This window comes from Sandaracinaceae bacterium (genome assembly GCA_020633055.1).
GTDB lineage: Bacteria > Myxococcota_A > Polyangia > Polyangiales > Houyiibacteriaceae > JADJJE01.
The window spans coordinates 868,891-889,084 of record JACKEJ010000006.1; the positions used below are offsets into that span (position 1 = coordinate 868,891).

Here is a 20,194-nt window from a genome sequence, read left to right on the forward strand (position 1 = left end):
CTTACGAGGGCTGGACACTGTGGATGCACTAGAACATGTTTCGGGGGTGGATTTTTCGGTTCCGTCGGTGCTATAACGGGGTTGTGCAATATTCACACAGCTAGACGCTCCATCCATTCCCCCGAGGTCCCCATGAAGAAGATCCTGGTAGTCGAAGACGATGCCCTCAGCTCGATGGTGATCGGGGACTTCCTCGAGGCCAACGGCTACGAGGTGACGGTCGCGAAGAACGGCGTGGACGCCCTGACCGAGTTCGAGCGCGTGTCTCCGGACGCGATGCTCGTGGATGTCATGCTCCCCAAGCGTAGCGGCTTCGAGGTGTGCTTCGAGGTCAAGCGCACGGAGAAGGGGCGCACCATGCCGCTCATGCTCATGAGCGCGGTCTATCGCGACGAGGACCACGCGAAGAAGTACGCGCGTGAGGACCTGCGTGCGCAGGCGTACCTGGTGAAGCCGTTCGACATGCGCGCCATGCTGAGCGAGCTGGAGTCCTTGCTGGTGGCCTCGGCCTGAGCGGCCCGTGCGCTTTCCGGCCTACGTCGAGGAGGTCGGCCTCCCCGAACACCGCAGCAAGCTGTGGTTCAGCGTCCGCTCGGGCCTGACCATCGTCGTCGCGTTCACCGTGTTCGGGCTCTTCACCATGCAGACCGGGCTGATCCCGTGGACGCCGCTCTTCTGGGCGCCCGTAGGCCTCAAGCTGGTAACGAACACGCTCGCGTGGTGGTCCCTCAAGGCGGACCGCTTCGTGGTGGAGGCGGCGAGCCTCAACGTCGCCATGGACACGCTTGCGCTCACCTTCGCGATCTATCTGTCGGGTGGGTTGGAGAGCCCCCTCTTCGCCGTCTACGCGATCGAGCTCACCGTGGTCGCGCTGCTCTCCAACGTGGGCGTGACGCTGACCATCATGGGGCTCGCCATGGGCCTCCATGCCGCGATGGCGTGCCTGATCTACACGAAGACCATCCCGTCCTTCCCGCCGCCGCACTTCGCGGCGGACGCGCTCGACGCGACACACTTGATGGTGGTGCTGTTCGCGTACGGGGTCGTGCTGGGCATCCCGACCGTGTTCACCACCTTCATCCTCTCGGACTTGCGGGCCAAGTCTCGCGCGCTCGAGCAGCGTACCCGCGACCTCGAGGCCGCCAGTCAGTCGAAGGCCCGCTTCATCGCGAACCTCACGCACGAGCTGCGCACGCCGATCCACGGTATCTCCGGTTTGGCGGACCTGCTCGAGGCTGGGATCTACGGTCCCGTGACCGACCGCCAACGCAAGGCCCACGTCGAGGTCAAGCGCAGCGCGCGCTCGCTGCTGGCGTTGGTGGACGGCCTCCTCTCGCTTGCGCGCAGCGAGGACGGGCGCATCACCCCCAAGCTGGAGCGGGTCGACGTGAGTGCTCAGATCGAGGCGGCGGTCGCGCACGTGCAGGCCATGGTGGGCACCCGCGATCTGCCCATCGAGGTAGAGGTCGCTGGGCGCGTGTCGGACATCACCACGGACGCAGCCATGCTGCAGCACATCCTCACCAACCTGGTGACCAACGCCGTGAAGTTCACGCCGGATGGCGGGCGCGTGCTCGTGCGCGCGCACAGCGACAGACGCGGCGGCGCCGTGGTGATCGAGGTCGAGGACACCGGCGTAGGCATCGCGATGGCAGACCGTGAGCGCATCTTCGAACCGTTTCAGCAGGTCCACGATGGCTCGTTCGTGCGCGAACACGGAGGTGTCGGGCTCGGGCTCGCGCTGGTCCGGCAGCTGGTGCAGGCCATTGGCGGGACCATCGAGGTCTCGAGCGAGGTCGGCCGCGGGTCCGTGTTTCGGGTGGTCGTCCCCAGCGTCGCCAGCGCGGTCGCGTTCTCGGCCTGAGCCCGCGCCCCGGATCTCGGCGTGCGCGTCCGTGTCCCTGACGCGGCATGCTTGACGACGTACCCCGGGACCCCAGGATGAGCCCGCCATGGACACCCTCCCCACACGTCGTGTCGACCTCGACAGCTCTCCCGCGGAGCGCTGGGCGGGCATCGAGGTGCGGGCCGACGCGGTGCGTGAGCTCGTGGACGTCTACCAGCAGGACATTGGGCCGCTCGGCGACTTCCTCAAGCTGCTGACGCTGTACCGCGACGCGTACGTGCCGTACGAACAGCGCATCGAGCTGGAGTCCATCGCGGCGCGCACGGACGTGGACCCGCTGGCCCTCGTGCTGGTGAACGTTTACTACGACGCGTTCAAGCACGCGATGGCGTGCACCGCGTTCGCCAGCAACACCGCGCACGGCCCGGTCCATGCGCGCAACCTCGACTGGCACAGCCCGCGCGACGCGCTCCGGCGCCACTCCGAGATCCACGAGTTCGTCCGAGGCGGCGAGGTCGTCTGCCGCTCGCTCGCGTGGCCCGGCTTCATCGGCGTGTTCACGGGCGTGTCCCCCGGCGCGTTCTCCGTGTCTCTCAACGCCGTCGTGAGCGACGAAGCCCCCGGCCTCGGCGCGCCGGTGGCGCTCGTGCTGCGCGAGGCGCTCACGGCGCGTCTCCCCTACGAGCGCGCCGTGCACCACCTCCGCGCCATCCCGCTGGTGTGCGACTGCCTGCTCTTGGTCTGCGGGACCACGAACGACGAGTGCGCCGTCGTAGAGCGCGTCCCAGCGCGCGGGGTCGTGCGACGCGGGCAAGTCGGCAGCGTCACGGTCACCAACGACTACCGCATGCTCACCCACACGACGGGAGGGGTCGGGGCCCTCGTCGCGACCTCCGACCAACGCTACGACACCACCTGCTCCCGCGTCGCCCACGAGGCCCCCGACGACGCCGCCGCCTGCTTCCGCATCCTGGACGATCGCCGCGTCCGCATGGACATCACCGTCCAGCAAGCCGTCATGTCCGCGGCCCAAGGCACCTTCGTCGCCCGCGCCATCCCCCGCTGACCCGCGCCCAGCCCCGCATCTCGGTCCCGCACCCCACATCTCGGTCCCGCACCCCGCATCTCGGTCCCGCACCCCACATCTCGGTCCCGCACCCCACATCTCGGTCCCGCACCCCACATCTCGGTCCCGCACCCACGCACCACCTCGAGCGGGAACCCCGCGTACACCCGAGTCCCAGCCGCGCTCACCCGAGCTCCTCGGCCCCAGAGCGGATCCCGAGTCATCCGAGTCCCAGCCGCGCGCCCCGGGCCCCGACACGTCGCCGAGGGAGGGGGGATGGCCGGCGACGGGTGTTGGGGGGGCCCCGTTTCAAGCGCCTTGGCGCGCCGAAACGGGGGAGGCACCACAGGGAGCGCCTGCGCGACCGGGCCCGTTGCCGGCCATCTCCCCTCCCGTCAGCGATCCCGCCACCGCCACCGCGCCCCAGGGAGCCACCGCCACCGCGCCCCAGGGAGCCCCGCCGGACTCGGCAGATCCGCGCCGACTGGGGCAGCATCAGGTTGACTTCCCCGCGCCGAACACGGACCATCGCGCGGCGAGAGGAACCTCTGTGACAACTGCCCCCTCCATCAAGATCCTGGTAGCCGACGACGACCCCGAGCTGCTGAACCTCATCTCTTCCCATGCGCGGAGCATCGAAGGTTCGACGGTCGTCGAAGCCTCCGACGGAGAAGAGGCCCTGCGCCTTGCGCGCAGCGAGCGCCCCGCGCTCGTCCTGCTGGACGTCATGATGCCGGGCATGAGCGGCTGGGAGGTCTGCCGCGCCATCCGTGAGGAAGAGAGCCTCGCGGGCGCGAAGGTCATCATGCTCACGGGCATCGGTGAGCGGCTCAACGAGATGACCAGCCCCCTGTATGGCGCGGACGCCTACCTCGACAAGCCCTTCGATCTCGACGATCTCAGCGATCGGATCGAGGAGTTGGTGGGCTGTCGTCCCCAGGGGTGAACCGGCGTGCAGTCTCACGCACGGCGCGCAGCGTTGATGACGCTGCGGGCATATGCTAGCTCGGCTGCGATGCTCGCCCCGAACCGTCTGCGGGTCCGCCCCGCCTCCCCCGTGCGCGTGCATCTGCTCGCGGGCACCTTCGGGCTATGGCTCGGGCTCGCCTGCACGGGTTGCGGGCAGGGTTGCTCCGGCGAACAAGGTGCCGAGGGCACGTCCACGGCGTCCGCGACGGCGACCAGCGCGGAGCAAGATCCCAACGCGAACGGTCGCACCAACGGGCTGACGCCCGAGCAGGCGGCGCTGGTGCTGGCGCGCGTCGGTGACCGCGAGATCACCGCGGGTGAGCTGGCCGCCCGCCTCGCGGCCGAGGGGCGCTACACGCAGGCGCGGTTCGCCAGCCCCGAGCGTCGCCGCGAGTACCTCGACAAGATGATCGAGCTCGCGCTGCTGGCCGCCGAGGCGGAGCGCCTCGGATACCAAAACGACCCGCTGGTGGTGCAAGCTCGCGAACAGGCCATGCGCGAGGAGATGCTGCGTGAGCTGGTGGACGCCCGTGTGCAGCGCTCCGACATCACGGACGAGGCCATCGCGGCCTACTATCAAGCGCACCTCAGCGAGTACAACCAGCCAGCTCAGGTGCGCGCCGTGCACATCGTCGTGCGCACGCGCGCCGAAGCTCAACGCTACCTTCAGCAGGTGCGCGACCAGGCCGACATCGCGCCTTTCCGCGCGCTAGCGCAGCAGCACAACATCGACGACACGCGCGAGCGCGGTGGCGACCTGCTGTTCTTCGGGATGGAGGGCGACGGTCCGCCCGCGCCCGTCCGCGAGGCCGCGTTCGCGTTGGCGCGCATCGGGGACGTCAGCCCCGAGGTCATCGAGAGCCCGATGGGCTTCCACGTGGTGCGCCTGACCGGTCGTCGCGCTGCACTCGAGCGCTCGCTCGACGACGTCGAGGGGCCGATCCGAAACGCGCTCTGGGCCGCGCAGCGCGAAGAGGCGCGGCAGCGTCTGTTGGACGAACTACGCGGCGACGCGCAGATCGAAGAGCACCTCGACGTGCTCGACAGCCTCCAGCTGGAGCCACGCGAGGAGGTCCCGGTGCCCCATGCGCCAGACGCGCCGAGCGAGACGACGGAGACCCAAGCGCCATGACCAAGTCGCCGATGCGTCCAGCCTCTCGTCGCGCCCGCACGGCGGGCCTCCTGTCCCTGCTCGGGCTGCTGGGGCTCGCGGCGCCGAGCGCGCAGGCCGACGTGGTGGAGCGCGTGGTGGCGGTCGTCAACGACCAGGCCATCTGGCTGAGCGAGGTGCGTCGCCGCGCCGCGCCCTACGTCCCGCAGATCATGGCCGCGTCCAGCCAGGCCGAGCGCGTGGCGCTGCGTGAGCAGCTCTACACGCAAGTGCTGGACGGCCTCATCGACGAAGAGCTCATCCGCCAAGCGGCCACACGCATGCGGGTGCGCGTCTCCAGCGAGGACGTCGAGCGCGCCATCGCCAACGTGCGCCGCCAGAACAACCTCGGCGAGGCCGAGTTCTGGGAGGCCGTGCGCGGGCAGGGCTTCTCCCCGGCGCAGTACCGCGACGACCTGCGGCGTCAGCTGCTGCGCCTCAAGGTGCTCAACCAGCGCGCCCGCGGCCGCGTGAACATCACCGAAGAAGACGTGCGCGCGCGCTACGACGAGGAGGTGCGCCGCTCGAACCGGACGCTCCGCTTCCGCGCCTCGCACGTGTTCGTGGAGCTCCCCGCCGGCGCCAGCGCCAGCGACGTGGCCGCCGTGCGTGAACGCGCCGAGGAGCTGCGATCGCAGCTGACCGCGCGCAACTTCCAGGACGCCATCGCCGAGTTCGGGGGCGGTGAGCTGGGCTGGCTGCGTCAGGGGGACCTGCCCGAGGACCTCGAGCAGGAGCTCCTGGCCATGACGCCTGGCCGCATCAGCTCGGTCGTGCGCGGGCCCAACGGCTACCACATCTTCCTGCTGCACGAGCGCGAGCAGGGGCAGGCGGACGTGCCCGACTACGAGGACGTGCGCGAGCACATCTTCCGCCAGATGCTCGACACCGCGATGGCCCGCCAGGAGCAGCTCTTCCTCACCGAGCTCCGCCGGTCCGCCCTGATCGAGCGCCGCATCTGATGGACGCGCCCGACCGGCAGCGGGTCGGGGTCGCACTCGTGCTCAGCGTCGCCCTCGCGGTCGCTGCAGGGGTCGCGGACTTCGGTGCGCCTGCGTTCGATCACGCGACGGAGGTGACACTGCACACGTTCGAGGAGGCCATCGACGGCGAAGAGGGGGCCGCGCGCTCGGTCACGCACGGGGAGCCCTTCGCCGTGGAGGACCGCATGGCGTTGGCTGTCGCGCTCGAACGCGAGGAGCCCACGGGGTGGGCTGGCGTCCTGCTGGGGGTGGTGCCCCAGGGGGACACCGAGGCGGACGTGCGGGAGGTCCCCCTCGAGCTGCTGGAGGGGGAGACGCTGGCACGCGCGCACATCAGTGACGTGGCCCCGGGGCGCTACTTGCTGCGCGTCGAAGGCGCGACGGACGCCGCGAGCGCGCCCGCCACCGTGCACGTGCGGGTGACCGGTGGGCGGCGCACCCCGTGGCCGCTGCTGCTCGCGTGCGTGTTGGTCTGGGCGCCCGCCATCGCGGGTCTCCTGCGTCCAAGGGCCCCGACACGCGACGTTCCCTCGACGCCCGATTCGTGATAGCAAGGGCTTCACTTCGAGAGGATTGAATCATGAGCGGCAGCATCGACTCGTTCGTCAACGCCATCGTCGCCTCGGTGGTGTTCAGCATCATCGGGATGGTGTTCTTCGGTATCGCCTTCCTGATCATCAACAAGGTCGCGCCGTTCTCCATCCGCAAGGAGATCGAAGAAGACCAGAACACGGCGCTCGGCATCGTCATCGGCTCCGTCATCATCGGCGTCGCGATGATCGTGTCTGCTGCGATGCATGGCTGACCCGACGAGCGCAGACGCCCCAGCCCCTTCGCCTCTCCGCACGCCGCTCCTCTTCGTCACGGTGCTCATCGTGTCGACGTCGGGGCTCGTCTACGAGCTGCTGGCGGGCGCGTACTCGTCCTATGTGCTCGGCGATTCCGTCCGCCAGTTCAGCACGACCATCGGCGTCTACCTGTTCGCCATGGGCATCGGGTCGTACCTGTCACGCTTCGTGAAGCGCGACGTGGCCCGGCGCTTCATCGAGGTGGAGCTCGGCGCGGCCCTCGTGGGAGGCGGCTCCGTGCCCCTGCTGCAGCTCGGCGCCGGCTACACGGACGCGTTCGCGCTGCTGCTCTATGGGACCATCATCGCCATCGGGACGCTCGTCGGACTCGAGATTCCACTGCTGATGCGCATCCTCAAGGAGGAGCTCGAGTTCGACGAGCTGGTCGCGCGGGTCCTCACCTTCGACTACATCGGCGCGCTGTTCGGCTCCATCCTGTTCGCCATCCTGTTCGTGCCCAACCTGGGGCTGATGCGCACGTCGCTCTTCTTCGGGCTGCTCAACTGCGGTGTCGCCATGATGGGCGTCTCGCTCCTGAGCGCCCTCATTCCAGCGGCGGCGCGTGCGCGGCTGCGGGCCACGGCGCTGCTCCTGGCCGTCGCGCTCGGCGTCACGTTCGCCTACGCGGACCGCATCATCGACTACACCGAGCAGGCCCTCTACCCGAACCCCATCGTGCACGCCCAGCAGTCGCGCTATCAACGCATCGTCATGACGCGCGGCGCGCGCGGCACGCAGCTGTTCCTGGACGGGAACCTCCAGTTCAGCTCCAACGACGAGTACCGCTACCACGAGGCGTTGGTGCACCCGGCGTTCGCGGCGGCCGCGCGTCACGAGCGCGTCTTGGTGCTGGGCGGGGGTGACGGGCTCGCCGTGCGGGAGATCCTCAAGTACCCCGACGTGCGGGAGGTGGTGCTGGTGGACCTCGACCCTGCCATGACCCGCCTGGCGCGCGAGGACACGTTCCTGCGCGAGCTCAACCGCGACAGCCTCACGGACCCGCGCGTCACGGTCATCAACGACGACGCGATGGTCTGGCTGGACGAGCGCATGCGGCACGCTCCCGAGGGGACGACCCCGACGCCCTTCGACGTGCTGATCGTGGACTTCCCGGACCCCAACAACTTCAGCCTGGGCAAGCTCTACACGCGCAGCTTCTATCGCCTCCTGCAGACCGCCATGGCGGAGGACGCGGCCGTCGTGGTGCAGAGCACCTCGCCGCTCTACGCGCGCCAGAGCTTCTGGTGCATCGAGGCCACCATGCGGGAGGCGGGCTTCAGCACGCACGCGTTCCACGCCACGGTTCCGTCGTTCGGCGAGTGGGGCTACGTGCTCGCCCGCCGCGCGCCGTTCGAACCTCCTCGCGCCCCCGCGCTGCCCGACCTGCGCTTCCTCGACGGGCCCACGCTCGCTTCGCTGTTCGTCTTCGGTCCCGACATGGCGGCTGTGCCAGTGGAGACCAACCGCCTCAACAACCAGATGCTCGTGCGGTACTACGAGCGCGAGTGGTCGAGGGTGGAGTGAGCTCCCGCCGGGACGTGCTGCGCGCGCTTTTGGGAGCGCCGCTGCTGGGGCAAGCGCTCGCGAGTGGGTGGCTCGCGGGGTGCGGGGGAGAAGCGTCCTCCGCCTCGCGCGTCGCTCGCATCGAGGGTGAGCTGCTGGGCCAGGACCTCACGGCGGGGCATCGCCTGCGCGACGGCGTGAGCCTGGCCGCGCTGGGTCAGGCGCCCACCGAGCACCTGAGGCTGGCCATCCTCGGCGGCGGCCCAGCCGGGCTGAGCGCCGCGTATCGCGCCAGCCAGTCGCTCTCGGAGGGTGTGGCGCTGTTCGAGCTCGAGACCGTGCTCGGCGGGACCAGCCGCAGCGCCGCGAGCGACGTGACGCCGTATCCGTGGGGGGCGCACTACCTGCCGATGCCCATGGCGCACAACCCGGATCTCCTGGCACTGCTGCGCGACATGGGGGCGCTCGAGGAGGACACACCCGACGGTGTCCCGCGCGGTCGAGAGGAGCTGCTGGTCCGCGAGCCCGAGTCCCGTGTGTTCCACCAGGGCTACTGGGAGCGCGGCCTGTACCCCTACGCGGGCGCCAGCGCCGAGGACCTCGCCGAGCTCGCCCGCTTCCGCCAGCGCGTGGACGAGCTCGTGCGCTTCCGCGACGCGCAGGGTCGCCGTGCGTTCTCCATCCCGCTCGCGCTCAGCTCGCGCGACGAAGCCATCACCAGCCTCGACCGCCTCAGCGCTGCCGCGTGGCTCGAGCGCGAGGGCTTCCGTTCCGCGCGGCTGCGTTGGCTGGTGGATTACGCGTGCCGCGACGACTACGGGCTGCGCGCCGAGCAGGCCAGCGCCTGGGCCATGCTGTTCTACTGGGTCGCGCGCACCGAGGAGCCGGGGGAGGACACGGTGGACCTGCTCACGTGGCCCGAGGGCAACGGCGCGCTCGTGCAGCACATGGCGGCGCGCGCGGCGCAACGCGGGGTGCGCATCGAGCGAGGCCAGATGGCGCTCGAGGTGATCCCGGCGGGGCCCGACCCCGGAGGCCCCGTGCGGATCGCGGTGCAGGACGTCCGGAGCGGAGCGCTGCGGCGCGTCACGGCCGACCGCTGCATCGTCGCCATGCCGCGCTTCATCGCGGAGCGGGTCGTGCGCGGGCTCGGGGAGCGGGACCGGGTTGCCTCGGCGCGCTTCACCTATGGCGCTTGGATGGTCGCGAACCTGCACGTGCGTGAGCGACCGACGTCCCGCGGGGTCGGTGAGTGCTGGGACAACGTGCTCTACGACAGCCCTTCTCTCGGCTATGTGAGCGCGACGCACCAGCGCGGCCGCGATCAAGGGCAGGGCGTGTTGACATACTACTGGCCGCTTGCCACGGCGGACGCTGACACCGGACGGCAGCACCTGTTCGACGCCGACTACGGCACCTGGCGCGACGCCATCGTCAGCGACCTCCGGCGCGCCCACCGCAATCTCCCCGACGTGCTCACGCGCTTGGACGTGTTCCGATGGGGCCACGCGATGATCCAGCCCCGCGTTGGGCGGCTCGGCGCGGACTTGCGGGCGGGCCTGACCACGGCGCTCGGGGGCGTTCACTTCGCGCACAGCGACCTGTCTGGTATTGCGATCTTCGAGGAGGCCTTCTTTCACGGGACGCGCGCCGCCGACGAGGTCGTCGCGGCTCTCGCGACCCAACCCGCCGCTACGGCCGTGGAGGCCGGGTGAGCGCCGCGCGGCCCGCGGTCTTCGGCGAGGCGCCGTGGCTCTTTGGTGCGCGCCTCGACCTCTGGCTCTTTGGCGGGTCGGCGGCCCTGTCGCTCGCGCTCTTGCTCGGCGGCCACGCGCTCGGGCTCGCGACTGGCGACTCGCCCGAGTGGGTGTGGCTGCTGTGCGTGCTCGGGGTGGACGTCGCGCACGTGTGGTCCACGCTGTACCGCGTCTACCTCGACCCCATCGAGCTGCGCCGCCGCCTCGGGCTCTACGTCGGTGTCCCGGTCAGCTGCTACGCGCTGGGCGTCGCGCTGCACGCGCACTCCGATGCCACGTTCTGGCGTGCGCTGGCCTACCTCGCCCTGTTCCACTTCGTGCGACAGCAGGTGGGCTGGCTGAAGCTCTACCACCGGCGGGCGCCCGAAACGACCGCGCTCGATCGTGGCCTCGACACGCTCACGCTCTACGCGTGCATGCTCTACCCGGCGCTCTACTGGCATGCGCACCTCCCGCGGCGCTTTGCGTGGTTCATGCAGGGCGACTTCGTGCGGATCTCCGGGGCGTGGCTCGCAGCCCTCAGCGCGGCAGCCGGCCCTGTCTACGCAGGCCTGCTGGTGCTCTTCGCCCTCCGCGGTGCCCAACGGTTCGTCCGTGGCGACGCGCAGCCCGGCGTGGTCCTGCTGGTGCTGAGCACAGCCGCGTGCTGGGCCGTGGGCATCATCCTCACGGACGGCGACTACGCGTTCACCGTCACCAACGTGCTGATCCACGGCATCCCGTACCTCGGCCTGACCATCCTGTACGGTCGGGCGCGCGCCCCGCACGTCCCGGGCAGCGCGCTCGGGCGGGTCATGCGGGCGGGGGTGCCGGTGGCGCTGCTGCTGGTCCTCGGGCTCGCCTTCGCGGAGGAGTGCCTGTGGGACCGCTTCGTGTGGCACGAGCGCGCGTGGCTGTTCGGGGATGGGCGCGACGAGAGCCGCGCGACGCTCACGTGGCTCGTCCCCCTCCTGTCGTTGCCCCAGACCACGCACTACGCGCTGGACGGCTTGGTGTGGCGCAAGCGCGGCAACCCCGACCTCGGGGGCGTGCTCAGCGGCGCGCCTGCACCGTCTTGAACTGCCCCATGAACTCGCCGACCTGCTCGCTCACGTAGCGCACCAGCTCGGCGTCATGACGCGAGAAGCGTGGCTGAGACCGGCGAAAGAGCTGCAGCATCCCATACAGCCGCCCCTGGTGGCCGATGGCCATGTACAGCGCGGCGCCCCCCTTCATCCCGGGGATGCCCTCCACCGAGGCGTCGAAGCGCGGCTCGGCGGCGAGGTCGTGGACGCGCAGAGCGACCGCCTCGTGCGCTGCCGCGCCGAGCAGCCCGGTGTCCGCGCTGACCCCACGCCCTGCCACGCCGTCCACACCCAGCACCGTCGCCGCGCGCAGCTCGTTTGTGTCGATGTCGTAGAGGCTCGCGATGGTGGCGTCGGTGGGCAGCAGCTCGGCCAGCAGGCGCACCGAGAAGTCGAGGGCGTCGATGGGCTTCTCGAGGAAGAAGAGGTCCTGGCAGGCCTCGAACGCCGCGCTCAGGCGCTCGCCCTGGTCCATGGCGGGCGCGGGCGCGACGGAGAGCGGGCGTCCGGTGTCCTTCTGCAGCGGGAACGTGACCACGGGCTCGCCGTGCCAGTCCTTCCAGTCGAGCGTGACCACGGGCGGCCGCGCGGGGTGCTCGTCCCAGGCGTGGTCGAACACGGCGATGGAGACGTACTTGCCCGTCGGGAAGGGCTCCAGCTCTGCTTGCAGCGCGGCCAGCTCGCCCCGCGCCACGGCCTCGGCCTCGGCGGCGCTGAGGGTGGGCGGCACCACGTAGGCGCGCTCGCGGTAGCGCAGCGGGTTCTCCTCGTTCGGCTCGGCGTCCCGTGAGAGCAAGAGCTCGACGTCCACCTCGGTGAGCGTGGGCTCGATTTCCGCGGACGTGGCAGGGGACGAGGACGCCTGTGGCGTGGCGACGGGCAGGGGCGCCTCTTCCTGGATGGTGTCGGCCGTCCCCACGTCCGCCTGGCCGCTCACGACGACCTGCCGAGGCGCGACGGGGAGGTCGTCGCCGGGCATGTAGGCCATGGTCATGGCCATCTTCTTCTTGTTGCTCTTCGCGGCGAGCGGTGCGTCCGCCCCGATGATGGTGGGCTGGGGCTGCGCGACGGGTTGCGCCTGCGCGACGGGTTGCGGCTGCGCGGGCTGGGTGGCAGCCGTCGCGGCATGCAGCGCGGGCGCCAGGTCTTCGCTGGGGATGTAGGCGATGGTCTTCGGCCGTGCCTTGCGCACAGGGGCCCCAGCCGGGGCCGCGGCGGCCTGGGCGACGGCCGCGGGCGCGACGGGGCCTTCCTCGGCGGGATACAGCCGGTAGGTCTTGCGCTCGCGCGCGTCGTGGATGGTCACGGAGCCACCCGACTCGTGGCGAAGGTTCGCTCCCGGGGGCAGCCCCCCGCTCTCTCCCAGCGCAGCGCGGCCGGCCTTCAGCGCGGTCATCCAGTTGGCAGCTTCGACCGTCGCCTCTGCCTTGGTCTCGTCGCTACCCAGCGCGGAGACCTCGATACGCCATCGTTTGCTCATCGCGCCGGAGCTTATCAGGGAGCGGCCCAGTTGGCATTCTCCGTTCGGCCCCGCGCCGGTCTAATTCGTCAACGTGTCAGTCGTCCACGTTGCATGCCTGGCCAATTCATCTAGGCTGCGGCGGAAACATCGGAAACACCATGTGGATACTCGTCGTCGGGCCCGAAGGCCTCTTGGAACGTGAAGATGGGGCGGTCAACGTCCTCCGTGACCTCGGCTGCAACGTGCGGATCGCGACGCTGTGGGACTCCCTGTCCGAGCCCGAGATGGTGGACGACCCCCCTGCGGTCGTGGTCGTCGAGGCGATCGATCAGGTCGACGCCGCCCGCGCGGCGTTGATGCGCCTCCGCGCGGCGCCGGCCCTGGCCGAGGTGCCCGTGCTCGCCGCCGTCACCGTCCGCGGCCTCTCGCGCCTCGATCCGAGCGACGGCTTCGACGACTTTGCGCTCGTACCGTACGTTGCCCCCGAGCTCTACCTCCGCATCCGCCGCGCCGAGTGGCGCCGGAGTGATTTCAACGCGCCGGAGCGCCTGAAGATGGGCGTGCTCTGCATCGACCTCGCGGCACACGAGGTCACCGTGGACAGCCGCCCGGTACAGCTCACCCAGCAGGAGTTCGCGCTGCTGCGCTTCCTCTGTCAGAACCGTGGCCGCGTCTACTCGCGCCAGCAGCTGCTCGAGCGCGTGTGGGGCGTCGACTACTACGGCACCAGCCGCACGGTGGACATCCACGTCCGGCGCCTGCGCATGAAGCTCGGTTCCGCCGTGGATGGACTCGAGACCGTGCGCGGCGTCGGCTACAAGATCAAGACGCCGTGACTCCGCTGCTCGTGCCCGTGGGAGACCCTGCTGGCGTGGGGCCCGGCGTGGCGCTGACAGCCGCGGCGCGCGCGGTCACGGGCGACCGCATCGTCTTGCTGGGCGACGCGGGCGCGCTGGGAAGCATGGCGCGCGCCGCAGGCGTCCACGCCGAGCCCGTTGCGAGCATTGCCGATGCGCGCCCCGGCGAGCTTGCGTTGCTGCACGTCGCGGACTGGACCGACGCGATGGTGTCTGCGCACGCGCCCAGCCCCGAGGGGGGCGAGGCGCAGCTGCGCGCGCTCGACGAGGCGATCACCCGGGTGCTCGCCGGCGAAGGCCGCGCCGTGGTCACCGGCCCCACCAGCAAGGAGGCCATCGTCTCCGCAGGGCACGGCTTCGTCGGCCAGACCGAGCGCCTCGCGCAGCGCGCGGGGCTGGCCGACGACGACGTCACCATGATGTTCCTCGGGCCCCGGTTGCGCGTGGCGCTGGTCACGACGCATCTGGCCCTCGCCGATGTCCCCGCGCAGGTCACGGGCGCGCGCGTACAGCGCGCCACGCGCCACCTCGTGGAGGCGCTGCTGCGCGCGGAGGAGCAGCGCCCGTTGCGCGTCCTCGTCGCAGGGCTCAACCCCCACGCAGGGGAGCACGGCCTGTTCGGGCACGAGGAGCAGCTCGCGATCGAACCCGCTCTCGCCGAGCTCACGAGGCACCCCGCGCTGCAAGGTGGCGCCGTGCAGCTCGAAGGGCCCATCCCGGCCGAGGCTGCGTTTCGTTTTGCCAGCTCGGGGCGGGCCCACGGGGTGGTCGCGATGTACCACGATCAAGCCACCATCGCGTCGAAGCTGCTGGACTGGGGCAGCGCGGTGAACGTCACGTGGGGCTTGCCATTCGTGCGCACCAGCGTGGACCACGGCGTGGCGTACGACGCCGCGCGCGCTGGCCAAGCCGACGACGAGGGCATGCGGGCCGCCATCGCCCTCGCGCAACGCTTGACGCGTGCGGCTGGGGGGCGCGAGGCCGTCGGATGACGCCACTGCGTGAGCTGGTCGTTCGTGGTGCGCGCGTACACAACCTCCGGAACGTGGACGTGCGGCTGCCGCACGACGCGCTGGTCGTGGTCACGGGTCCCAGCGGCTCCGGCAAGTCGTCGCTGGCGCTGCACACCATCTTCGCGGAGGGGCAGCGCCGCTACGTCGAGTCGCTCAGCGCGCACGCACGTCGCTTCCTGCAGCAGCTGCCCAAGCCCGACGTGGACCTCATCGAAGGGCTCCGTCCGGCCCTCTCGGTGCCTCAGCGCTCGCCCAGCCGCAACCCCCGCTCGACGGTCGCGACGGCCACCGAGATCAGCGACCACCTACGTGTGCTGTACGCGCGCGCTGGCGTACCGCACTGCCCTGTGTGTGACGAGGCTCTGCGCGCGAGCTCCGCGCAAGACGTGGTCGAGCAGCTGCTGACGCTCGACGAGGGCACGCGCCTCACGCTGCTCGCTCCCGTGCTGCGCGGGGGGAGCGAGGTGGCGCTCGGAGAGTGGATCGAGCGGCTCCGACGCGAGGGCTATGTGCGTGTGCGACTCGACGGTGTGGCGACCGAGCTCGGCGAGCTGCACACCCCGTCCGCTGGGGCGAGGAGCGCACAGCCCCGGTCGCTCTCGGTGGTGATCGACCGGGTGGTGGTGAAGACGGGTGTCCGCGCACGCGTCGCGGAAGCCGTGGAGCTGGCCTATGCGCTCGCTGGAGGCGTGTTGGATGTCGAGACGAGCACGCGCGGTCCCGACCTCGAGGTGCACGCCCGGCGCTTCCACGAGGCCCTGACCTGCTCGAAAGGGCACCCCTCGGTGCCCGAGCTCTCGCCGCAGCTGTTCTCGTTCAACAGCCCGGTGGGCGCGTGCCCACGCTGCGACGGGCTCGGCGAGGTGCGCTCGTGGGACGCCGCCCGCGTCGTGCCCGACCCGACCCTGTCGCTCCGAGAGGGCGCCATTGCAGCCTGGGGGAAGCCCGGCGGGGCCCTGCATCGCGAGCAGCTCGAGCGCGTCGGCGCCTTGCGCGGTGTCGATCTGGACAAACCCTTCGCGGCGCTCAGCGAGAAGGCGCGGAGCGCCGTTCTGATGGGTCAAGCGCCCACCGCGAAGCGCGAGGGCTACGAGGGCGTCTTCCCGAGCCTCGAGCGCCGCGCGACCGACTACGGCGCACGCAAGGCCGGCGAGGGCGGCGATCCAGACCGCATCTTCGACTACCTGGAGAGGGAGATCGGGCGCTTCGCGAGCTACGAGCGCTGCCCCGAATGTCTGGGGGGGCGCTTGTGTGCGGCGGCGCGAGGCGTGCGCGTCGCGGGGCTGGGCATCGTCCCGCTGCTGTCGCTCGGCGTGCGCGACGCGCGCGCGCACTTCGCGGACCTCACGCTCCCGGAGAGCAGCCACGCCGTGGCGGACCGCCTGCTGGGTGAGCTGCGCGCGCGGCTGGCGTTCCTCGACGAAGTCGGGCTGGGCTACCTGTCCCTCGCGCGCTCCATGGCCACCCTCAGCGGGGGGGAGGCGCAGCGCGTGCGCCTAGCGACCCAGATCGGCGCAGCTCTCTCGGGTGTCCTCTACGTGCTGGACGAACCTACGGTGGGTCTGCACGCCAGCGACGTGGCGCGCTTGCTCGGCACGCTGCGTGCGCTTCGCGATCGCGGGAACACCGTGCTGCTCGTGGAGCACGACGAGGCGGTCATCCGCGCCGCGGACCACCTCGTCGACATGGGGCCAGGAGCGGGGCGCGAAGGCGGGCGTGTGCTCTCCGAGGGGCCCCTCAGCGTGCTGCTGGCCGATCCGCGCTCGCCCACGGGACGTGCCCTGCGCCCAAGGGGCGACGTGGACCAGCAGCCACGGCGTCCGCCTGCGGTGAGCCACGTGCGCGTGCAGGGGGCGACGCTCCACAACCTGGGCGGGGTCGACGTGTCGATCCCACTGGGGCGCCTGGTCTGCGTGAGCGGTGTGTCGGGCAGCGGCAAGAGCTCGCTGATCACACATACGCTCGTGCCCAAGGCGCGCGAGCTCCTCAACGGTGCTCATCCGGTCGCCGTACAGGCCGAGCTGACGGGTCTCGCGCAGCTGGACAAGCTCGTGCAGATCGACCAGTCGCCCATCGGGCGCACGCCGCGCTCCAACCCTGCCAGCTACGTCGGCATCCTGGCCGACCTGCGCGAGCTGTTCGCGGGGCTGCCCGAGGCTCGGGCGCGCGGGTATGCCAGCGCCCGCTTCAGCTTCAACACCAAGGGCGGACGCTGCGACGCGTGCGCCGGGGAGGGGGTGACGCGCGTCAGCATGCACTTCCTGCCCGACGTGGAGGTCACCTGCGCCGTGTGCTCCGGGACCCGGTTCAACCGCGAGACGCTCGAGGTTCGCTATCGCGGCGCGAGCTTCGCCGATGTGCTCGCCATGGACGTGGGGGCCGCCGCCGACTTCTTCGCAGCGCACCCTCGCATCGCGCCCGTGCTCGACACCATGCGACGCATGGGCCTCGCCCACCTCGCGTTGGGGCGCAGCGGCACGACCCTCAGCGGGGGTGAGGCCCAGCGGGTCAAGCTCGCGCGCGAGCTGTCCAAGCGCGGCACCGGTCGTACGCTCTACGTACTGGACGAGCCGACCACCGGCCTCCATTTCGGTGACGTCGACGTGCTCCTGGGGTTGCTCGACGAGCTCGTCGATGCGGGCAACAGCGTGGTCGTCATCGAGCACGATCTGCGCGTCATCCGCGCCGCGGACCACGTCATCGACTTGGGCCCGGGAGGCGGACGCGACGGAGGACGGGTGGTGTACGAAGGGGCTCCCGCGGGCCTCACGAGCTGTTCGCAGTCCGCCACGGGCCAGGCGCTCCGTCGGACGGACGAATCGGGGTCGAGCGGCCTAGTTGAAAGTTTCCAGTGAGCCGCGCTTGAAATTGGTTGACCCGATCACGAAAGCGCTCGTACGCTGTGACATCTCCATGGGCCAAAGTGCCCACTCACACTGGCTACAGGAGGCCATCATATGTCGTTTTGGGAAGACCTTAGCACCCCGGTGAAGGGTGCCCTGGTGGTTGGCGTCGTCGGAATCATCGGTGCGATCCTCATGTGGGGCGGCGTGTTCGACAGTGAGCCCGAGGGTGGCACGACGCAGGAGCGAGGGTTCCACGCAGAGACCGCCTCCGAGTGAGAGGCGCCCTCGCGTGAAAGCTGTGGGGCCTCTCCCTGATGGGAGAGGCCCCACGCTTTCCGTCTCCCTTCACGGGCGGTACGAGAGGGCCCCATGGCTCGATGGGACCCGCTCGGACGAGCGCGCGAGTATCCCGCGGTAATTTTCGGGTGGGCTCGCGATCCCGGGTATCCTTGCGGCATGGTGCCTCTGAGCGGCTCTGGTGAGGTTGCGCGTTGACGGATGGGGCATCGCTGCGGGCGCTGTGCGACGAAGCAGAGCTGGCGGTGGACGCCGCCGTGGTCGCGCAAGCGCTCGGCCTGGCGCTGAGCCCCGAAGTGCCGAGCGACCCCGTAGCTCGGGCACGCGACATCCTCGCGCGGGGGGAGTCGTGCGTGCTGCTGTGCACGCGCACCCCGAGCGACGCCGACACGGTCACCTTGGCAGACCTCGCGCGGGCGCAGGGCAACGTCGTCATCCTCGGGCTGCTGGAGCCGAGCAGCACCGTCCAGCTGGCGCGGGATCTCGGTGCGGTTGCCGTCGTGGGGGTGCGCCCCGCCCTCGCCGCCGCCGCGCTGCTCCCCTTTCGCGCCCACAAGCCGTGGTTGGCATCTGCGCGGGGGCTGGGCGGAGCGGACCGCGCACAGCTTCACCTGTCTCCCGGACACCGTGGCGCCGGCCGTTTCACGCGCCAAGACGCGGGGCTCTTGGCGTACGAGACGGAGGGCGGGGCGCTCGCCCGGGTGGGTGAGCCGCGGGACATTGCGGCCGCGCTCGACGCGTACCGGGCTGCGGAGCATGGCGAGCGCCTGAGCCCCCCGGCGGTGGAGGGTGTGGACACGGCGGCGGTGATGGACGTGATCTTCGGGCCGGCCCGGGCGCTCTCCGACCCAGCCAGCAAGGCCGCGTTGGCCTATTTCGATCTGCCGCTGCCGCTCGAGGAGCTCTGCGCGAGCGCGTCCCGCGCCGCGTCCGAGGCACAGCGCATTGGGTTTCCAGTGCGCGTGGCGCTCGCGTCCCCGGACCTGCGCATCGGCGACCACCCCGACCTCGCGCTGGACGGCGTCGACTCCGCCACCCGTACGCGCGACGCGTTCCGCCAGATCATGGCCTTGGCCAAGAACCGGGCGTCAGAGGACCGCCTGCTGGGCGTCACGGTCAGCGCTGCCACTCAGGCGCGCGCCCTGCTGCGCGTGAAGCTGGTTCCGATGCCAGCCGGGCTGGTGCGCTGCGAGCTCGAGTTCGCCGACCCGCACGGCGTCGCGTCAGGAGACGGGGTGCGTACCTTCCTCCCACGCAGCCGCGATGGCATCGGGCGTGTTCTGGACGGTCTGAGGGGCCGGACGTTGCTCTACCCGAACGACGCCGAGCGCCGCGTGGTCGTCGAGGAGGTGGGCGACGTGCTGATGCGCCTCGCGGCGTTCTTGCACGCGTTCCGGGAGTACGTGCGGGCGGTCGAGATCAACCCGCTCGCCGTGCTGGTAGGGGGCGAGGTCGAGGTCCGCGAGGCGTGCGTGGTCGTGGGAGACGCGTTCGAGCGCAGCATGCTCCGCGAACACGGCTGACGCGCGGCGCGTGCTCGGGCAGAACCACGCGCGACGGGTTCAGTCCTCGTCACCGCTGGGCGTGGGACCCGAGACGCGCTCCGTGGAGATGGCGCGGCCTTCGACGAAGTAGAGCGTGATGCTCCCGATGCCCAGAACGATGCCGGAGCCCAGCGCGATGTCGCTGTAGCGCGCGAAGTCGCGGGCGTCTGCCAGGCGCCCCTGGTTCTCGAGGCGCTGGGCGCGGATGCCGAGCCCGAGACTCGTCCCCGCTGCCGCGACGGCCAGGGCCCCGACGATCCACGTGTAGATGCGTCGCCCTCGGACACTGCGGAACTGCGTCAGCGGTTGGAGGTCGATCGTGGCGAGGGTCCCGAGGCCCGCGCTCAAGCGCACTTCACTCCGAAACGGGACATACCCATCGAGGTCGACGGAGAGCGCGTGCAGGCCAGGCTCCAGGGTCAAGGGCTCGCTCAGGGGGGAGGTGCCCACCGGGGCACTGTCTACCGACACGCTGGCGCCGTCCTGCGCGACGCTGACCGTGAGCGTCCCGGTCGTCGGTGCGGCGTGGGCGGCCAGGCGTTGGGCCTCCGCCTCGGCTTCCAGCTCCGTGATGTGTTGCTCGATGCGGGCGCGGTCGGGGGGGTCGACACGGTCGCGCAGGTAGCGGCGGTAGTAGTCCACAGCCTGGTCGAAGTGTCGCAGCTCCTCGTGGGCGCGCGCGATGTTGTACCAGAGGTCGGCCGAGGGGACGAGCGCCGCAGCGGCCTCGAAGGACTCGACCGCCTCCGCGAACTCGCGCGCGTCGAAGTGTTGCTGCCCGCGGACGAAGTGCTCACGCGCTTGCCGCGATGCGTCTGCGTTCTCCGGGTTCCCCGTCGCGGGCCTCGACCCCCGTTGCGCGTGGGCCGTCGGCACGCCTAGCCCGGCCGCTGCGCAAGCGACCAGCAAGGCTGCCGCGATCAGCGCCCGTGGGCCGCGAGAGGAGAGCGCCGGGGTCGCAGGAGGATGAGTCACGGTGGCCCTCAGGG

18 protein-coding genes are annotated in these 20,194 nt (G+C 70.8%); 16 read left to right on the forward strand and 2 right to left on the reverse strand.

Annotation, left to right across the window (positions count from 1 at the left end):
* Positions 1 to 132: 132 nt before the first annotated feature.
* The 11 genes from H6726_13055 (at position 133) to H6726_13105 (ending at position 11,180) form a co-directional block, all read left to right on the forward strand.
* Positions 133 to 513 carry a response regulator gene (locus H6726_13055; protein MCB9658570.1) on the forward strand — a complete coding sequence of 127 codons (381 nt, stop codon included), beginning with the start codon at positions 133 to 135 and terminating at the stop codon, positions 511 to 513.
* A 7-nt stretch (positions 514 to 520) separates the two neighbouring features.
* Positions 521 to 1,864: a HAMP domain-containing histidine kinase gene (locus H6726_13060; GenBank protein MCB9658571.1), complete on the forward strand. Its 1,344-nt coding sequence runs from the start codon at positions 521 to 523 to the stop codon at positions 1,862 to 1,864.
* A gap of 88 nt (positions 1,865 to 1,952) precedes the next feature.
* Entirely contained in the window at positions 1,953 to 2,912 is a 960-nt protein-coding gene (locus H6726_13065) for a hypothetical protein (protein ID MCB9658572.1), read from the forward strand.
* A gap of 550 nt (positions 2,913 to 3,462) precedes the next feature.
* Positions 3,463 to 3,858: a response regulator gene (locus tag H6726_13070; GenBank protein MCB9658573.1), complete on the forward strand. Its 396-nt coding sequence runs from the start codon at positions 3,463 to 3,465 to the stop codon at positions 3,856 to 3,858.
* Between the two features lie 69 nt (positions 3,859 to 3,927).
* Positions 3,928 to 5,013: a peptidyl-prolyl cis-trans isomerase gene (locus H6726_13075; protein ID MCB9658574.1), complete on the forward strand. Its 1,086-nt coding sequence runs from the start codon at positions 3,928 to 3,930 to the stop codon at positions 5,011 to 5,013.
* Positions 5,010 to 5,993 carry a SurA N-terminal domain-containing protein gene (locus H6726_13080; protein MCB9658575.1) on the forward strand — a complete coding sequence of 328 codons (984 nt, stop codon included), beginning with the start codon at positions 5,010 to 5,012 and terminating at the stop codon, positions 5,991 to 5,993. The genes H6726_13075 and H6726_13080 overlap by 4 nt, the downstream gene beginning before the upstream one ends.
* Positions 5,993 to 6,562, forward strand: a complete 570-nt coding sequence (locus H6726_13085) for a hypothetical protein (protein MCB9658576.1) — start codon at positions 5,993 to 5,995, stop codon at positions 6,560 to 6,562. Before H6726_13080 ends, H6726_13085 begins: the two co-directional genes overlap by 1 nt.
* A gap of 32 nt (positions 6,563 to 6,594) precedes the next feature.
* Complete coding sequence (locus tag H6726_13090; protein ID MCB9658577.1) at positions 6,595 to 6,819, forward strand: DUF350 domain-containing protein; 225 nt, start codon at positions 6,595 to 6,597, stop codon at positions 6,817 to 6,819.
* Positions 6,812 to 8,386: a polyamine aminopropyltransferase gene (locus tag H6726_13095; protein MCB9658578.1), complete on the forward strand. Its 1,575-nt coding sequence runs from the start codon at positions 6,812 to 6,814 to the stop codon at positions 8,384 to 8,386. Before H6726_13090 ends, H6726_13095 begins: the two co-directional genes overlap by 8 nt.
* The gene (locus H6726_13100) at positions 8,383 to 10,080 is read left to right on the forward strand and encodes an NAD(P)-binding protein (protein ID MCB9658579.1); all 1,698 of its coding nucleotides are present in this window, start codon (positions 8,383 to 8,385) and stop codon (positions 10,078 to 10,080) included. The genes H6726_13095 and H6726_13100 overlap by 4 nt, the downstream gene beginning before the upstream one ends.
* Complete coding sequence (locus tag H6726_13105; GenBank protein ID MCB9658580.1) at positions 10,077 to 11,180, forward strand: hypothetical protein; 1,104 nt, start codon at positions 10,077 to 10,079, stop codon at positions 11,178 to 11,180. The genes H6726_13100 and H6726_13105 overlap by 4 nt, the downstream gene beginning before the upstream one ends.
* On the opposite strand, the gene H6726_13110 is transcribed toward H6726_13105, so the two are convergent.
* On the reverse strand, positions 11,155 to 12,666 hold the full coding sequence (locus H6726_13110) for a GAF domain-containing protein (protein ID MCB9658581.1): 1,512 nt from the start codon (positions 12,664 to 12,666) through the stop codon (positions 11,155 to 11,157). The genes H6726_13105 and H6726_13110 overlap by 26 nt on opposite strands.
* Before the next feature lie 140 nt (positions 12,667 to 12,806).
* Here H6726_13110 and H6726_13115 point away from each other — a divergent pair, with 140 nt between their 5' ends.
* The 5 genes from H6726_13115 to H6726_13135 all read left to right on the forward strand — a co-directional run bounded on the left by H6726_13115 (position 12,807) and on the right by H6726_13135 (position 19,184).
* A complete protein-coding gene (locus tag H6726_13115) occupies positions 12,807 to 13,484 on the forward strand; it encodes a response regulator transcription factor (protein ID MCB9658582.1) in 678 nt (225 codons plus the stop codon).
* On the forward strand, positions 13,481 to 14,497 hold the full coding sequence (gene pdxA / locus H6726_13120; GenBank protein MCB9658583.1) for a 4-hydroxythreonine-4-phosphate dehydrogenase PdxA: 1,017 nt from the start codon (positions 13,481 to 13,483) through the stop codon (positions 14,495 to 14,497). Before H6726_13115 ends, pdxA begins: the two co-directional genes overlap by 4 nt.
* Positions 14,494 to 17,373, forward strand: a complete 2,880-nt coding sequence (gene uvrA, locus H6726_13125) for an excinuclease ABC subunit UvrA (GenBank protein ID MCB9658584.1) — start codon at positions 14,494 to 14,496, stop codon at positions 17,371 to 17,373. Before pdxA ends, uvrA begins: the two co-directional genes overlap by 4 nt.
* 102 nt (positions 17,374 to 17,475) lie before the next feature.
* Positions 17,476 to 17,640, forward strand: a complete 165-nt coding sequence (locus tag H6726_13130) for a hypothetical protein (protein ID MCB9658585.1) — start codon at positions 17,476 to 17,478, stop codon at positions 17,638 to 17,640.
* 215 nt (positions 17,641 to 17,855) lie between these two features.
* On the forward strand, positions 17,856 to 19,184 hold the full coding sequence (locus H6726_13135; GenBank protein MCB9658586.1) for an acetate--CoA ligase family protein: 1,329 nt from the start codon (positions 17,856 to 17,858) through the stop codon (positions 19,182 to 19,184).
* A gap of 39 nt (positions 19,185 to 19,223) precedes the next feature.
* Here the strand turns inward: H6726_13135 and H6726_13140 are convergent, their stop codons facing one another.
* Positions 19,224 to 20,180: a PEGA domain-containing protein gene (locus H6726_13140; protein ID MCB9658587.1), complete on the reverse strand. Its 957-nt coding sequence runs from the start codon at positions 20,178 to 20,180 to the stop codon at positions 19,224 to 19,226.
* Positions 20,181 to 20,194: the final 14 nt, after the last annotated feature.

Bases quoted from the DNA above. Each gene is read 5' to 3' on its own strand.
- H6726_13115 (MCB9658582.1), top strand. From the start codon at position 12,807: ATGTGGATACTCGTCGTCGGGCCCGAAGGCCTCTTGGAACGTGAAGAT.
- uvrA (MCB9658584.1), top strand. From the start codon at position 14,494: ATGACGCCACTGCGTGAGCTGGTCGTTCGTGGTGCGCGCGTACACAAC.
- H6726_13075 (MCB9658574.1), top strand. From the start codon at position 3,928: ATGCTCGCCCCGAACCGTCTGCGGGTCCGCCCCGCCTCCCCCGTGCGC.
- H6726_13080 (MCB9658575.1), top strand. From the start codon at position 5,010: ATGACCAAGTCGCCGATGCGTCCAGCCTCTCGTCGCGCCCGCACGGCG.
- H6726_13090 (MCB9658577.1), top strand. From the start codon at position 6,595: ATGAGCGGCAGCATCGACTCGTTCGTCAACGCCATCGTCGCCTCGGTG.
- H6726_13085 (MCB9658576.1), top strand. From the start codon at position 5,993: ATGGACGCGCCCGACCGGCAGCGGGTCGGGGTCGCACTCGTGCTCAGC.
- H6726_13110 (MCB9658581.1), bottom strand. From the start codon at position 12,666: ATGAGCAAACGATGGCGTATCGAGGTCTCCGCGCTGGGTAGCGACGAG.
- H6726_13065 (MCB9658572.1), top strand. From the start codon at position 1,953: ATGGACACCCTCCCCACACGTCGTGTCGACCTCGACAGCTCTCCCGCG.
- H6726_13095 (MCB9658578.1), top strand. From the start codon at position 6,812: ATGGCTGACCCGACGAGCGCAGACGCCCCAGCCCCTTCGCCTCTCCGC.
- H6726_13130 (MCB9658585.1), top strand. From the start codon at position 17,476: ATGTCGTTTTGGGAAGACCTTAGCACCCCGGTGAAGGGTGCCCTGGTG.
- H6726_13055 (MCB9658570.1), top strand. From the start codon at position 133: ATGAAGAAGATCCTGGTAGTCGAAGACGATGCCCTCAGCTCGATGGTG.